The 14,286-nt window shown below is 38.9% G+C and carries 17 protein-coding genes and 1 pseudogene; all 18 read right to left on the bottom strand.

The window, feature by feature from the left end:
• Positions 1 to 3: 3 nt before the first annotated feature.
• Positions 4 to 906, bottom strand: coding sequence for a glycine betaine ABC transporter substrate-binding protein (locus tag ACAN52_RS07100; protein ID WP_378953875.1), 903 nt, complete (start codon positions 904 to 906; stop codon positions 4 to 6).
• Between the two features lie 21 nt (positions 907 to 927).
• A complete protein-coding gene (locus ACAN52_RS07095; RefSeq protein ID WP_378953874.1) occupies positions 928 to 1,566 on the bottom strand; it encodes an ABC transporter permease in 639 nt (212 codons plus the stop codon).
• Between the two features lie 225 nt (positions 1,567 to 1,791).
• Positions 1,792 to 2,724, bottom strand: coding sequence for an ABC transporter permease (locus ACAN52_RS07090; RefSeq protein WP_378953873.1), 933 nt, complete (start codon positions 2,722 to 2,724; stop codon positions 1,792 to 1,794).
• Entirely contained in the window at positions 2,724 to 3,809 is a 1,086-nt protein-coding gene (locus ACAN52_RS07085; RefSeq protein ID WP_378953871.1) for an ABC transporter permease, read from the bottom strand. The genes ACAN52_RS07090 and ACAN52_RS07085 overlap by 1 nt, the downstream gene beginning before the upstream one ends.
• On the bottom strand, positions 3,799 to 5,295 hold the full coding sequence (locus ACAN52_RS07080; protein ID WP_378953870.1) for an ABC transporter ATP-binding protein: 1,497 nt from the start codon (positions 5,293 to 5,295) through the stop codon (positions 3,799 to 3,801). Before ACAN52_RS07080 ends, ACAN52_RS07085 begins: the two co-directional genes overlap by 11 nt.
• A gap of 139 nt (positions 5,296 to 5,434) precedes the next feature.
• Positions 5,435 to 6,550, bottom strand: coding sequence for a BMP family ABC transporter substrate-binding protein (locus tag ACAN52_RS07075; RefSeq protein WP_378953869.1), 1,116 nt, complete (start codon positions 6,548 to 6,550; stop codon positions 5,435 to 5,437).
• 318 nt (positions 6,551 to 6,868) lie between these two features.
• The gene (locus ACAN52_RS07070) at positions 6,869 to 7,006 is read right to left on the bottom strand and encodes a helix-turn-helix domain-containing protein (protein WP_378953868.1); all 138 of its coding nucleotides are present in this window, start codon (positions 7,004 to 7,006) and stop codon (positions 6,869 to 6,871) included.
• A gap of 138 nt (positions 7,007 to 7,144) precedes the next feature.
• Positions 7,145 to 7,744 (bottom strand): DsbA family protein, encoded by a 600-nt coding sequence (locus ACAN52_RS07065; protein ID WP_378953867.1) that lies wholly within the window; start codon positions 7,742 to 7,744, stop codon positions 7,145 to 7,147.
• A gap of 107 nt (positions 7,745 to 7,851) precedes the next feature.
• Complete coding sequence (locus ACAN52_RS07060; protein WP_378953866.1) at positions 7,852 to 8,796, bottom strand: NAD(P)/FAD-dependent oxidoreductase; 945 nt, start codon at positions 8,794 to 8,796, stop codon at positions 7,852 to 7,854.
• Between the two features lie 33 nt (positions 8,797 to 8,829).
• A complete protein-coding gene (locus tag ACAN52_RS07055) occupies positions 8,830 to 9,057 on the bottom strand; it encodes a sulfurtransferase TusA family protein (protein ID WP_378953865.1) in 228 nt (75 codons plus the stop codon).
• 299 nt (positions 9,058 to 9,356) lie between these two features.
• On the bottom strand, positions 9,357 to 9,962 hold the full coding sequence (locus ACAN52_RS07050; RefSeq protein WP_378953864.1) for an NTP transferase domain-containing protein: 606 nt from the start codon (positions 9,960 to 9,962) through the stop codon (positions 9,357 to 9,359).
• Positions 9,947 to 10,723 carry a selenium cofactor biosynthesis protein YqeC gene (gene yqeC, locus ACAN52_RS07045; RefSeq protein ID WP_378953863.1) on the bottom strand — a complete coding sequence of 259 codons (777 nt, stop codon included), beginning with the start codon at positions 10,721 to 10,723 and terminating at the stop codon, positions 9,947 to 9,949. The genes ACAN52_RS07050 and yqeC overlap by 16 nt, the downstream gene beginning before the upstream one ends.
• Positions 10,724 to 10,726: 3 nt before the next feature.
• The gene (locus ACAN52_RS07040) at positions 10,727 to 11,038 is read right to left on the bottom strand and encodes an XdhC family protein (protein WP_378953862.1); all 312 of its coding nucleotides are present in this window, start codon (positions 11,036 to 11,038) and stop codon (positions 10,727 to 10,729) included.
• Positions 11,031 to 11,813: an XdhC family protein gene (locus ACAN52_RS07035; RefSeq protein WP_378953861.1), complete on the bottom strand. Its 783-nt coding sequence runs from the start codon at positions 11,811 to 11,813 to the stop codon at positions 11,031 to 11,033. The genes ACAN52_RS07040 and ACAN52_RS07035 overlap by 8 nt, the downstream gene beginning before the upstream one ends.
• 16 nt (positions 11,814 to 11,829) lie before the next feature.
• The gene (gene yqeB / locus ACAN52_RS07030; RefSeq protein ID WP_378953860.1) at positions 11,830 to 12,633 is read right to left on the bottom strand and encodes a selenium-dependent molybdenum cofactor biosynthesis protein YqeB; all 804 of its coding nucleotides are present in this window, start codon (positions 12,631 to 12,633) and stop codon (positions 11,830 to 11,832) included.
• 136 nt (positions 12,634 to 12,769) lie between these two features.
• Positions 12,770 to 13,249 carry a hypothetical protein gene (locus ACAN52_RS07025; protein WP_378953858.1) on the bottom strand — a complete coding sequence of 160 codons (480 nt, stop codon included), beginning with the start codon at positions 13,247 to 13,249 and terminating at the stop codon, positions 12,770 to 12,772.
• A gap of 154 nt (positions 13,250 to 13,403) precedes the next feature.
• Positions 13,404 to 13,811, bottom strand: coding sequence for a methylmalonyl-CoA epimerase (gene mce, locus ACAN52_RS07020; protein WP_378953856.1), 408 nt, complete (start codon positions 13,809 to 13,811; stop codon positions 13,404 to 13,406).
• Positions 13,812 to 13,830: 19 nt separating this feature from the next.
• Positions 13,831 to 14,286 (bottom strand): annotated as a pseudogene (locus ACAN52_RS07015) (methylmalonyl Co-A mutase-associated GTPase MeaB); the annotation flags it as partial.

The raw sequence follows: 14,286 nt of genomic DNA, 5'->3' as shown, positions 1-14,286 counted from the left end.
CTGCTATTTTCCCTTTACAGATTGATAGTAATCCTTAGCAACTTCTTCATATTCTCGCTTATCAATATCAACCATCCCATTTAATTTCGTCAATTTTTCCGTTGTAAGGCCAGCACTTATTTTATTTAGAATTTCCACAACACTTGGATGAGCATCTACGATCCCTTGGCGAACAATTGGTGCCATGTTATAGGGTGGCCATACATGTTTATCATCTTCTAATAATGTAAATTTCTGATTGAGTAGCTGCCCTTCTGTAGTATAAGCAGGTGCCGCATCCCCTTCATCATTTTCCATTACAGAATATTTCAGACCATTGTCATATACTTTCGTAGATTTCCATTGAAAGGGTCCATACATCTTTCTAAGTCCTGGAATCCCATCTTCTCGCTGGTCAAACTCACCTTGTGAAACAAAGCGAATCTCTTTAGCATGCACCTGCAAATCAGAAATTGTTTTTATTCCATATTTCTTTGCCACATCAGTACGAATCACAATTCCTTGCCCATCATTTGCACTCGAATAATTCAGCCATACAATATTGAACTGTTTTTTATACTCATCTTTTACAGTTTGATAAACCTGCTTTGGATCAGTCATCAAATTCATTTTGAGCACTGATAACAGCCCTGTACCTGTATACTCTGGATACAAATCAATTTCATTATTCGTGATTGATGCATGAATCACTGAAGATGCAATATTAGGCACCCGTTCTACCTTATATCCCCCATCTTCTAAAGCTAATGCATAAATTTCACCAACAATTAAATTTTCCGTAAAATTTTTCATTCCAACACGAATCTTGCTTTTATCCCCCGCATTATTTTTTCCACACCCTCCAGCTCCAACAACAAGACCCATCATAAGGATTCCCACTACAATCCAATTCAAAATTTTTTTCATGTGAATCTCCTTTCAATCTTATTATATCGATCTGTATTTCAGAATTTTCTGTTCAAGAAAAGATAAACTCATACTTGCCAGTATAGATAAGAGCGCTACAGAAACGCCGCCAATCAACAGTAAATCAGGGCGATTTAGCCCTAGTCCTGTAAAAATAATCATCCCCAGGCCACCACCACCGATATATGCGGCTAATGTTGCGCTTGCAATAATTTCCATTGTTGCAGTCCTAATGCCAGTCATAATCAAGGGCATGGCAAGAGGTATCTTTACTTGGAAAAAAATCTGACTTTTTGTCATACCCATTCCTGCTGCTGCCTCAATCATAAAAAAGGGTAAAGAATGAAACCCTGTCGCCGTATTGATTAAAATTGGCGGAATCGCCAGAAAAATCAAGGCAATAATCGTCGGCTTTATCCCTGTTCCTACGACTGGAATCATTAAAATTAAGATTGCTAAACTGGGTACAATCCGAAAAGTATTAAATATAGTTGTAACCCATCCATACCAACGACTGCTTCTTGTACATAAAACACCAAATGGTATACCGATAACCATTGCAACCAGTAATGCTAGCAGACTAATCCCAATATGCTCTTGAAGAGCCAGCAGATAGTCGCTTACATTCGTTGAAAAATAAAATAAGATTTTCTTTACCATATCTGATTTATTTTTCCCTCCAATCCGTTCCTATCTGCCATAGAGTTGGCAGCACGTCCTTATTATTTATGAGAATATTCTCTATAGTCAATGTAATATCCTTCATGAATTGGATAGTCATTTGACTGATACAGTCACGGGCAAATAAAATTGGATCATGACTTGATTGTACTTAGATGCAAAAACAGAAGGCAGAAGGGTTGTTCATAGCCTTCCACCTTCTGCCTATCGTTCTTCTCGATTATATGGTATACCTAGCGCACTAGGTGATGCTACATGACGTTTCTTGGTCTCCCGACTCACAATAATTAGTACAACAATCGTAATTACATAAGGTAACATTTTTAGAAAGAAGGAAGATACAGTAATTCCTAAATTTTGCAAATGAAAACCTAACACATCAACAACTCCAAATAACCAGCTTCCTAAGAAAGCTTTGGTCGGATTCCAAGTAGCAAAAATAACCAGCGCGACTGCGATCCATCCTCGCCCAGCGGTCATATTTTCAAGCCATGAAGGTGCATAAGCTAAGGATAAATAAGCCCCGCCCATACCAGCCAACATACCACCAAACATAACACAACCATAACGAATCGCAAAGACATTCACTCCTGCAGCATCTGCTGCACCAGGATTTTCCCCAACAGCTCTAATTTTCAAACCCGTTCTGGTGCGATAGAGTACGAACCAACACACCCCTACGCCCAAATAACCTAAATAAACTAATAGATCATGCTGAAATAAGCTAGGTCCTATCCAAGGAATTTCACTTAGACCAGGAATAGGTACAGGTTTAAAAGTAGACTGTAATGGTTTACCAATTAAAGTTTGCCCTAAATAACCACTCAATCCTGTACCAAATATCGTCAATGCCAGACCACTGACGACCTGATTGGCACGCAAAGTAATGGTCAAGAAGGCGTGAATCAATGCCATCAAACCACCAGCTACGATGGCAGCGAACAGCCCTAACCATTGATTATCGGTTTGCATGGTAACCATAAAACCTGTCACAGCACCAACGAGCATCATACCTTCGACTCCGAGATTGAGTACCCCCGCCTGTTCACTTATAATTTCACCAAGGGCAGCAAATAAAATCGGTGTACCAGCAATAATGCCAGTGGCGAGCATTGCTATCAGCAAAGATTGTTCCACTATTGATTACCCCCTTTGCCACTCCAGGTTAAACGATATTTCACAAAAATTTCCCCACCGACAACAAAAAATAAAATAGCACCTTGCAACATAGCCACCGTTGCAGCTGGAAAACCGCTTGTTTGAATGCTGTAACCGCCAACGAGTAAACCACCAAACAGGAAGGATACAACAATAACTGCCCAAGGATTTAAACGTGCCAACCAAGCAATAATAATGGCTGAATAACCATAGCCTGGTGAAATACCATGCTGCAGGCGCTGAGTAATACCTGAAACTTCTGTCATACCTGCAATTCCAGCCAGACCGCCACTCACAAACATCACAAGCAAAATATTTCTGATATAATTCATTCCTGCATAATGAGCAGCGATTGAACTCTCACCACTCACTCGAATCTCAAAACCCCATTTCGTATACTTTAGTACAACATATAGCACCACAGCCATTAAAAGTGCCAAAATAAGCCCAACGTGAATACGGCTGTCTCCCAAGACAGGCAGTATGGCATTCTCAGAAAATGGAGCCGTAATGGGGAAATTAAATCCCTTAGGATCTCGCCATGGACCATATACTAAATAATCAACCCACAAGATCCCTACGTAATTTAGCAGTAAGGTTGTAATGGTTTCATTGACTTTAAAAAAGGCTCGCGGAATGGCAGGCAAAAGTCCCCAAATACCACCTGTTATAAAACTCATAATGAGCATACCTGGCAATAATAAATAAGCAGGCCAATCAGGAAAATTCAGTGCCACCCAAGTCGCACCAAAAGCACCCATATAAAGTTGCCCTTCAGCACCGATATTCCAAAGTTGCATACGAAAGGCTAAAGCTACGGCAAGTCCTGTCAGCATCAAAGGAATTGACTTAACGATTGTCTCTGATAATCCATACTCTGAACCAAAGGCCCCTTCAAACATAAGCCCATAAATATAGAATGGACTTTTCCCTGTCGCTCCAATAAACAATCCTACAAAGCATAATCCCACAATAATAGAAAGTAGGGGTACGAAAAACAACACCGACCGCGCAGTTGTACTTCTTTTTTCAAAATGAATTTTCGACATCCATTTATATTGCATTTTCTTTCAACATCCTTTTCCCAGCCATCATCATACCGACGGTTTCTATATTTGTATCACTTGGCTGGACAATACCCATGATTTCACCTTCATGTAATACAACAATTCGATCAGATAACATAAACAATTCTTCTAACTCTTCCGAAATTAAAAGAACTCCTTTTCCAGCATCACGTTCGCCCATTAAAAGGTTGCGTACCACTTCCATAGCACCTACATCTAGACCACGCATGGGATAAACAGCCACAATCAAGCGGGGATTTGCGGTAATTTCACGAGCCAATAATAATTTTTGCAAATTACCACCAGACAGCATATTAACAGAATTAGATAAACTTGCTAATTTTATATCAAACTTTTCAACTGCAACTTTAGTTTTCTCTTCTGCCTCGCGCCAATTAATAAAATAAGGGGCAGCACTCTGGTAACTTTTCAAAATAAAATTATCAACAGCATTGAGCCCTGGCACGAGTCCAGTTCCCAAACGATCTTCTGGTACATAACTGACGCCCGCTGAAATAAGCGTTCTTACACTACTATTGGTATGATCAATGTCATCAATCAATTTAGTACCCGTTTCCAAAGATCGTAAACCAGCAATCATCTCTGCCAATTCACTTTGCCCATTACCAGCTACACCAGCAATACCTAAGATTTCACCACCAAATATATCAAGAGAGATGTTACGCAAAGCCATCTGTCCTCGATTGCCCAAACAAGATACATCATTTAGAGCCAGCACTTTGGAACCCTGGCTAATTGTTTTTTTGGGTACATCGAATAAAACATTACGCCCAACCATCATTCGAGTCAATTCTTCTTCATTCGTCTGGGCTGTAGTGACAGTACCAACGGCTTTACCACCACGTAATACTGTGATATTATCAGTGTTTTCCATCACCTCAGTCAGTTTATGAGAGATAACAATGACACTTTTGCCTTGATCTACCATAAGCCTTAAGGTTTTATAAAGTTCAGTGGCTTCCTGGGGTGTAAGTACTGCAGTAGGCTCATCTAAAATTAAAATTTCGGCTCCCCAAAATAAAGATTTTATAATCTCAGCTCGCTGTTGTTCACCAATCGATAGTTGACGAACTTGAATATCTGAATCAACAGTAAAGCCATAATTTTGACAAAACTCTTGAATTTTTTTCCTAATTTCCTTCAAATCGTATATTTCGCTGCCAAACTGCATTCCCAAAAGAATATTCTCAACAAGAGTAAATGTTTTTACCAACTTAAAATGCTGATGAACCATACCAATTCCCTTGAGCACTGCATCTTTCGGTGAGTAAAATTCCACTGGTTGATCATTAATATAGATCTCACCATGATCTGGTCGATATAAACCAGTCAAAATACTCATCAGTGTACTTTTACCTGCACCATTCTCTCCGAGCAGTGCATGAATTTCACCTTTATGAATGACTAAATTCACTTGGTCATTGGCGAGAGTACCAGGGAAACTCTTTGTTATATTTTTCATCACTACAATAGGTGTTTTTATGTTGATCGCCCCCTTTTAGCACCATTAAAGCTACTTAAAGTCATAGCAGCTCGCGTGTTTCTATCGAGCTGCTATGCTTTCCCCATAATAGGTTCTTACCCTAATCATGATTGACCAATTATTTGGAAATTGTACCTTCTACACCTTTAACAAACCAATTAAACTCTAACATATCTTTATCAGACATTTTTTGCCCTTCAGCAATCTTTACTTGACCTTGTTGATCAACAATCGGTCCTGTAAATACATCCCACTCATTTTTCACAATCGATTCTTTTTTCTTGGCAACCAACGCTTTGGTGTCTTCACTCACCATAGCTCCATAAGGTGCTAAATCAACGATATTTTCAGCCATAGAACCCCAATATTGTTCAGACTTCCATGTTTTATCCATTATGGCTTTTACAGTTTTCACATAATAAGGTCCCCAATTCCATACTGGTCCAGTTAGAATAGCTTTTGGTGCAAAAGAATGCATATCTGTATTGTAAGAAATACCAAATTTGCCTTTCTCTTCAGCAGCTTGCATTGGTCCAGGAGTATCTTGATGCATAGCAATCACGTCAGCACCAGCATCAAGTAAGCTTTTAGCAGCATCTTTTTCAGTAGCTGGATTATACCAAGTATTAGTCCATACCACCTTTACAGTCACATTAGGATTGACCGATTGTGCTCCCAACGTAAAAGCATTGATACCACGAACAACTTCTGGAATAGGGAAAGCAGCCACATAACCAATGACATTACCCTGAGTTTGTTTGCCAGCTACGATACCTGATAAATAACGGGCTTGGTACATTCTACCGAAATATGTACCCACATTTTTCGCAGTTTTAAAACCTGAACAATGCAGGAAGGTTACATCAGGAAACTTTTGGGCAACTTTTTGTACATAATCCATATAACCAAAGCTGGTAGCAAAAATAATTTTATTACCTTTCATTGCTAGTTCAGTCAAGACTCGTTCAGCGTCAGCTCCCTCAGGAACGGCTTCGACAAAGGTTGTCTCTACATTCGGTAATTCTTTCCCCAAATATTGGCGTGCTTGATCATGAGCATAAGACCATCCAGCATCACCAACAGGTCCCACGTAGATAAAAGCTACCTTCAGTTTTTCTTGTCCAGCTGGTTTATTCTCTGCCGCCTTCTGGTTACCACAACCTGTGACTAAAACAGCTACAATTAAGAACATGGCTAACAACAATACATGATACTTCTTTTTTCTACTCTTCATCTGATTTCCTCCATTATCTATTTTATTCTATATCGTGGGTAATTACCCAAGGGGGCATAGTAAAATAAGTTTAAAAGCCCCAAAACGATACTTCTTATCATTTTGGAGCTCCATTGCTTCAATTTTATAAAGAAAACTTAATTTTGGTCAAGGCTCAGCGCAGACCGAAGTTTTAGTTGCCCTTACTTATAATCGAGAAAGTATCATACTTTCTGATTATGCAAAATATTTAATTTTCTTTTAAAGACATCATAACGTAAAAGAAGATAAAAGTCTAGGCTATTTTTATTACATTTTTTTGTTTTATAATTCTCACATCTATAATAACTCATTTAACTTCCGATATAAGGTAGCAACTCCAATTCCTAAGGCTTTTGCCGCTGTTTGCTTACCTATAGTATTATCACCATAGAGTTTTATCGCATTCAAAATATGTTCTTTTTCTACTTCGTGCACATTACCCGGTCATGGAGTATCTTCAAAGCGCAAAAAAGACCACGAAGGCTACTTTCACAGCTTTCATGGTCTGCTTTTAATGAATATTCATTTATCAAAATGAGAATTCATTAATTCTTTATTATAGGCTTTGATTTTTTAGCCTATGCGTGAACAAATAGCCTCTTCAAATACTGTAAAGGTAAATACACCTTCCAAAATTTTCTCATCACCGCTGAATATCGTAGGAACCCATTCTATTTTCTTTTCCACACACTCTTGATCGTGTTCTTGGAGAATATGAGTGTAATGACCACTATCTAACGCCTGACAAACTTTATCTACATCGAGACCTATTTGCTCAGCAATATGGAGTAGTACTTCTTTGTCTCCAATATTTTTACCTTCTACAAAACTTGCATGATAGACTCTATCAATCCATTCGTGCATTTTATTATTTTCTTTAGCAAATTCCAAAACTTCTAAGGCTAAGCGGGTATTAGGAACAAACTCCTTAGCCCCAGGGGTAATCCCTACAGGTTCGCCGAGAGCATTGAGTTTATGACGTCTTGTCGTCATATCAATACCCTGTACTACATCTTGAATTTTTGCACCTTCACGAGGAATATCAGGGTGAATTTCCCAACTTACCCACTCATCTTCAATCGAAACACTTTCTTTTAACTTTTTAACAAAGCTCCAAGCAATATAACAATATGGGCATGTAAAATCAAAAACGATACGAAGTGGTAATGACATCTAAACTCCCCCTCCAACTCTATTTACTATCTCTTGTTTCCTTTCTGCATAATAACAAAAACTCCTTGTCATGATAGGTATTAAAAATGTTCTCATCTTTATACATACTACGTTGAGTGTTTAATGTATTGCTCTGCAGCGACTCCGCCAACGGCTCCATCACCAACAGCCGTCGCAATCTGGCGTAGACCTTTTGCACGCACATCTCCTACGGCAAAAACACCCTCTAGGCTGGTTTCCATATTTTCATTTGTCAAAACATACCCGCTTTGATTCATTGCAACCTGTCCTTTGAATAAATCAGTATCAGGCAAATAACCAATAAACAAGAAACAGCCATCCACGTCAATGGGAATCAGATTCCCAGTCTTACTATTTTTCAATACAACTTGTTGGAGATGTTCTTCACCTTTAAACTCTTCAACCACAGTATTCCAAATAAATTCAAGTTTTGGATTGGCAAAAGCATATTCTTTGGCGATTGCGTTGGCATCAATCGTTCCTTTATCATGAATAACAGAAACTTGCACCCGCCGAGCAAACTTTGTCAAAAAAAGAGCTTCCTCAATGGCGGCATCACCACTACCAATAATCAGTACGGACTTATCAGTATAATAAGCAGCATCACAAGTAGCGCAGAAGGAAATACCTTTGTCATATAAGAAAGTCTCTTCTCCTTTAGCACCTGTTAAACGCGGTTTTCCCCCAGAAGCAATGATCACAGTTTTTGCCATATAGTCAGTACGAAAAGTGCTGACTACTTTTTCTTTACTGATGAAATCTACAGATTTAATAGCAGTTAGTTTAACTTCAGCCCCAAATTTCTTCGCCTGTTTTTCAAAAAGATTCATTAATTCAGTCCCTGAAAGAACCTCTGGAAAACCTGGATAATTCGCAATTTCACTGGTATATGTAGCCAGTCCTCCTGGTACAGATTTTTCAAAAATAATTGTTTTAAGCCGTGCTCGTCCACAATAAATCCCTGCAGTTAAACCAGCTGCTCCACCACCAATAATTGCAACATCATAATATTCACGTTGTTTTACCATCATTTCACCTATACTAAATAGTTATGTACTCTTTTTCTATGCACTTTTTTCAATATAAATATCCCAAACTCGTTCTTTAATCTCTTCAACCTCAACGTTATATCCCTCTTTACGGGCCCAATCTGGAATCTTTTTGAGTGCACAATAACTATCAATATGAATAATTAATATATCACCAACTTGAAGCTCTATCCATTTTTCTTGTACTTTTAACAAGGGAGTAGGGCATGTTTCACCAAGAGCATCAATCCTAAATTCAGCCATTCGAAATTCCTCCGTAATTATTTATTAAGTCAAATTACTAAGTAACCTATATCCTTTATACTCTCTGCTCTTCAGTTGTTGTCAAGAGTTGATCCTAAAATTCTAGTTTTTATCTAAATTCTACTCTAAAATCTTTTATCCTTCTTCATTTTTTCAATATTTGCAATTTTTCAAGTATGTAAATTTAATCAATATCAATTGGAAAAAGCAAGTTATGGGTATTGTGAGATACGAATTGCTACCCATACTCATAAAGGAAAAATATGATTTATTCCCTAAGAACAAATTATGTTTTTCCTTTATGAGTCCTTCAATATCTGCCACTTTTTTTTCATTATTTCAAATTCTGCAGGGGTATCAACATCAAGGAACATTTCCTCATTGAGTCTTTCAATATACTGAATGTCTCCCTGATTTTTTCGAATGATTTGCCGCGCCCCTTCATCGCCTGACAACTGCAGCAAAGCTGATCGCCAGACTTTAAGATCAAATAATACAGGATTTCCAGGCCTATTTTGTGCGCGCGGCATCACAATTCTAGATTTTGTTGCCTGATAAGTTGCTATGACTTCATTTATTAATACGGTATCAACTAAGGGTTGATCGGCTAGCAAAAATACTACAGCCTGAGACTTAGGATTGACTGACTGAATAGCTTTTTTCACACTGGTTGATTGTCCATCAGCCCACTGTTTGTTATAAATAATTCTTAAAGGTAAGCCATTTAGTACTTGGGTAACTTCATCACCATATGCACCAGTAATGACAATCACTTCATGAAAATTTGCCTGGCAAACAGTCGATGCTACATGCCATACCATAGGTTTTCCTCCTAAAGAGAGTAATTGCTTAGGCTGGCCCATCCGCCCTGCCTGACCTGCAGCCAAAATTACGCCTGTAACCATAGCCCCTCCTCTTTCATCACGCTGCCAATCATAATGCCACCTATCTGGGGATGTTTGTTGGCTAAAATTTTTTGAGCCAACTCCTTAGCTTTTTGCTGCTGGCTGACTGACTCTACCTTATTAATAAAGGGTATTATTAACTGATCAGGAGAACAATGATGCAAATATCCTTGAGGATGAAATAATAGTTGAGTAATGAGATCGGTAGTCACTAATGACTTAGATTCAGCTCCCACTAACTCACAGATACGTTCAGGACGATGGACATGTTGAGAATTAATCTCCACCCCTATACTATCAATGCCAATTACAATAATCACCAGAGAGCTCTTACTTGGAATCACTGGCTCATAACCTAAATGTCCTTTTAAAGATTTACCAGCCGAGCCGTCTCCCTCAACGACAAACAGAGTCCCAGGATACTGAATTCCTAATTCATCAATCCATTCCTGAGGAATTCCCACTATTTTCCCTGGAAAATGATGATCTTCACCATATACGAGAGTGATAGCTTCCTCCTTCTCTCTGACCCTTTTTACCACTTGGCAAGCTGCTGACAAACTCTGAACTTGTACAAAAGAATGACCGCTCATCTGTTGACTGCAAAGCTTAGTAGTCGTAGTTGCAATGACCATTTCGCCCTGCTCTTTTACTATTTTTAATAAATAATACATCAGACTAGTTTTACCACCACCGCCAATGATGGTCACAATTTTAGGGGATCTTAAGTTAGAAATGAGACTATACCATATTTTTCTCATTATCTAGAGCACCTGAATAAAAAAATCCATAATTCCACCACAAACCATACCTTCATTTGCCGCTACATCATTCAAGAGAGTCGCTTGGTAAATACAAGAAATACCTTCATCCATTGCCACTAAAGCACGCTGCCGAACTTCAGCTTCACAACAACCACCACCTACTGTTCCCCATATTTTCCCGTTTCTTTCAACAATCATGGCGGAACCGATTTTTCTTGGTGTCGACCCTTTCGTATTAATAATCATAATAAGTGCTAATTTCTCCCCTTGGCTTTGGAGCTCACAAACTTTCTGCAATATTATTTTATCCATGATGCACATCCTTTTCACGATGGCTTAAGGGTAAATAACGTCCGCCTTTAAATGTTGCTATAACTTCGGCAGCAATACTGACTGCAATTTCTGCAGGACTCTGCCCGCCTAGATCGAGACCAATCGGTGCTCGCACCTCATTGAGCAAATGCTCTGCAATCCCTTCTTCTTTTAGAACCTGCAAAGTAGCTTTCACTTTACGACGACTGCCAATCATGCCGATATACCCAGCTTTCGTACCAATGACACTGCGTAAACAATCTAAATCATAGGTATGCCCTCGCGTCACAATGATCACAGCGGTTTGGTCATCGGGCTCAAAATTCTGCAATACACTCGCAAAAGAATCACAAATCACATAGCGCGCTCCAGGAAAACGGTGAGGATGGGCAAACTCCAACCGATCATCCACCACTGTTACTTCGTACTCAAGGATCGATAAGATTTGAACTAAAGACTGGCTGATATGTCCTCCACCGAAAATCATGGCCCGTCTTTTTTCATTGCCTACTACATTTAAAAAAATTTGATATTCATTTTCTTGATAAAAAAAACTAACAACACAAGGTTTTGTCCACTCTTGGTCACAAACCTCTCTTACGATCTTTTCCGTAAAAGATTGATCAATAATACAGCCTTCTACTTGTTTCGTAGGAGAAATAATGAGCATTTGTCCTAATTGTTTAGTTTGCTCGACAGGTCCAGCAATCAATGTAACAGTGCGTACTGCTATTCCATTTTCAACTGCCCGTAAAAGAATTTCAAATGGTTTCATCGGATTACTCCCCTCACTATTTTTGACTCATTCCCTGAGTACGATGAAAGAGTATCGCTTCGAGTACCCCACCACCGATGGCGCGAGCTTTATCTGAAATGGAAAAACAATGTTCAAAGATACAGCGAGGATCAATATCACCAATTTTCATGTCTTTGGGGACAACAAGGTCGTCATGTAATAACCCACGCAAAATACCTGCTACACTGGCAATCACTGGCTGATCATCCACATAAGCAACAGTATCCCCGACTAAAACTTTATCACCAATCTTCGCTACAGCTGTAAAGATACCTTGGCAAGGAGCACGTAAAATTCGTTCTTTGGTGTAACCACCAATCTCTCCTGGTATTCCTGTATCCGTTAATGCTTGGCCCTCAGTGATAACACGTCCCAAATAATGTCCACGCATACTTTCCACGATCGCATGGACATCTTGCCCAGCCGTAAAACCAGGTCCCACACCAATTACAATGGGTGCATCCGTTCGCTTTGTCCCTATATTCTTTTTTGCTAACATAGCATCGACAACAGCTAGCGGCTTGTACATATGAATAACTAACCCTTGAGGATCTACCACCACAGGAATTTGTCCTTTATCGATGATCTGTAAAACATCATCTAACTCAGTTTTAACAGCTACAAGCCCCTCTACCACCATCTGACCTGAAAAAACAGCTTCTGCAAATGCCGCCGTCCGACGAATCACCGTAGGCAGAGCAAGTTCAGTCATAATGACCTTAAACCCACTGCGAAATAGTCGATAGGCAATACCCGTCGCCAAATCGCCAGCTCCCTTAATAATGACTAAATCTTGCATAGTATAACATCCCCTATTTATCGATTGACTTCTTTATTTTATCTGGTAATGAAAAAAACTAGTATACCATAGAATATCACAAAATAGAAAACTCCTGCAAATGTTCATCTTTGAACAATCGCAAGAGTTTATTTTATCAAGAACCTTCGCCAATCTTAAATCGTATTTTTTCCATAAATTGGTCACTCACTTTGAATAAAACTGCACTTAGCTTGCCTTTGTCTTTAAAGATCACAATGCGAATCGTTCGCCCATCACCTGATGAGTAACGATAAATATAACGACTCATGCCTGCACGCTTAAAATACTGCTTAACATATCGTTTGGAATACGTCTCTATCGAATTGAGCGGAATAACAATCGTCGGAGAAAACCATAAGAAGCGACTCGTAATACGTAGCTCTTGATCCGTTAAAATATATGTATACCGAACTGCATAACGCCAAATCAGAATGCACGAAAAAAATAAGATATACCCGATTCCCAGATAACTTACATTACCACCTACATAAGACTCTCTTTCGATTGCCAACCAGCTAACAAGAACAGTAATAATGAATCCCATTCCTATCAAGTTTTTAGTACTATATTCTGTTATCTCTTGGTATTTCTCCACGTAAAAATCCTCCACTATTGCTTTATCCTATTATTAGGTACAGTTTTTTAACATTTTCTTTATTATACCATATAAGTCATGAAAAGACTTGGCTTACGCCAAGTCTTCATGTTGACTTTAAATAAATTCACTCTTAAGAAAAGTAAGATTAAGTTTATTTACGCTCAGATAACTCAAGCAAAATGCCACCTGTTGCTTTAGGGTGAACAAATGCGATTTGAGCTCCGCCTGCGCCATAGCGTGGAGTTTCATCGATCATGCGTACACCTTTTTCTTTAAGGTCAGCAATAGCAGCCTCAATATTGTCTACACGTAATGCAAGATGTTGAATGCCTTCGCCATTTTTTTCAATAAATTTAGCAATAGGACCATCTGGGGAAGTGGATTCTAATAATTCAACTTCACTATCACCGCAAGGAATGAAGCATACTTTTACTTTTTGTTGTTCTACAGTTTCTTCACCCATAACGGTCATACCAAGAACTTCAGTATAAAACTTTTTAGCTTGCTCTAAATCTTTTATAGCAATACCGATGTGATCGACTTTTAATGTATTAAACATAGTAAACCTCCGTTATTCATTATCGCAAAACACTTGTCATGATTTCTTTCACAACAGCATAAGGATTTTTTTCTCGACTTTCTACACTCATTACAAGCTCATCCATCTTACCGTCATCGGATAATTTTTTACGCACATGGCGTCCAATCTGCTCATCAAGCATCGCGAGTAATTCACTGCGCGTACGCTCTGTGCGTCGATTCACAAACTCACCCGATTCTTTGGCACCAGCCACATGAGCACTGATTGATTCAGCTAATTCACAAATACCTTCACCACGGTTGGCGATAACCCGTTTCACTGGAGGGCGCCAAGCCGTTTTTTGTTGGTTTAAATCCATCATCATCTCAAGTTCAGTGTTTAAACGATCAACACCGTCATGGTCAGCTTTATTGATGGCAAAAATATCACCAATTTCTAAGATACCTGCTTTAATCGCTTGAATATCATCACCAAGCCCTGGCACCAAAACGAC

The sequence above is a fragment of the Pelosinus sp. sgz500959 genome, from assembly GCF_042610375.1.
Classification (GTDB): domain Bacteria; phylum Bacillota; class Negativicutes; order DSM-13327; family DSM-13327; genus CTSoil-075.
This window is presented reverse-complemented; position numbering and strand designations above follow the sequence as displayed.

Excerpts from the sequence above, each read along its gene's own strand:
- ACAN52_RS07100 (WP_378953875.1), bottom strand. The coding sequence starts at position 906 with ATGAAAAAAATTTTGAATTGGATTGTAGTGGGAATCCTTATGATGGGT.
- ACAN52_RS07095 (WP_378953874.1), bottom strand. The coding sequence starts at position 1,566 with ATGGTAAAGAAAATCTTATTTTATTTTTCAACGAATGTAAGCGACTAT.
- ACAN52_RS07085 (WP_378953871.1), bottom strand. The coding sequence starts at position 3,809 with ATGCAATATAAATGGATGTCGAAAATTCATTTTGAAAAAAGAAGTACA.
- ACAN52_RS07080 (WP_378953870.1), bottom strand. The coding sequence starts at position 5,295 with ATGAAAAATATAACAAAGAGTTTCCCTGGTACTCTCGCCAATGACCAA.
- ACAN52_RS07075 (WP_378953869.1), bottom strand. The coding sequence starts at position 6,550 with ATGAAGAGTAGAAAAAAGAAGTATCATGTATTGTTGTTAGCCATGTTC.
- ACAN52_RS07065 (WP_378953867.1), bottom strand. The coding sequence starts at position 7,744 with ATGTCATTACCACTTCGTATCGTTTTTGATTTTACATGCCCATATTGT.
- ACAN52_RS07060 (WP_378953866.1), bottom strand. The coding sequence starts at position 8,796 with ATGATGGTAAAACAACGTGAATATTATGATGTTGCAATTATTGGTGGT.
- ACAN52_RS07055 (WP_378953865.1), bottom strand. The coding sequence starts at position 9,057 with ATGGCTGAATTTAGGATTGATGCTCTTGGTGAAACATGCCCTACTCCC.
- ACAN52_RS07050 (WP_378953864.1), bottom strand. The coding sequence starts at position 9,962 with ATGGTTACAGGCGTAATTTTGGCTGCAGGTCAGGCAGGGCGGATGGGC.
- yqeC (WP_378953863.1), bottom strand. The coding sequence starts at position 10,723 with ATGAGAAAAATATGGTATAGTCTCATTTCTAACTTAAGATCCCCTAAA.
- ACAN52_RS07040 (WP_378953862.1), bottom strand. The coding sequence starts at position 11,038 with ATGGATAAAATAATATTGCAGAAAGTTTGTGAGCTCCAAAGCCAAGGG.
- ACAN52_RS07035 (WP_378953861.1), bottom strand. The coding sequence starts at position 11,813 with ATGAAACCATTTGAAATTCTTTTACGGGCAGTTGAAAATGGAATAGCA.
- yqeB (WP_378953860.1), bottom strand. The coding sequence starts at position 12,633 with ATGCAAGATTTAGTCATTATTAAGGGAGCTGGCGATTTGGCGACGGGT.
- mce (WP_378953856.1), bottom strand. The coding sequence starts at position 13,811 with ATGTTTAATACATTAAAAGTCGATCACATCGGTATTGCTATAAAAGAT.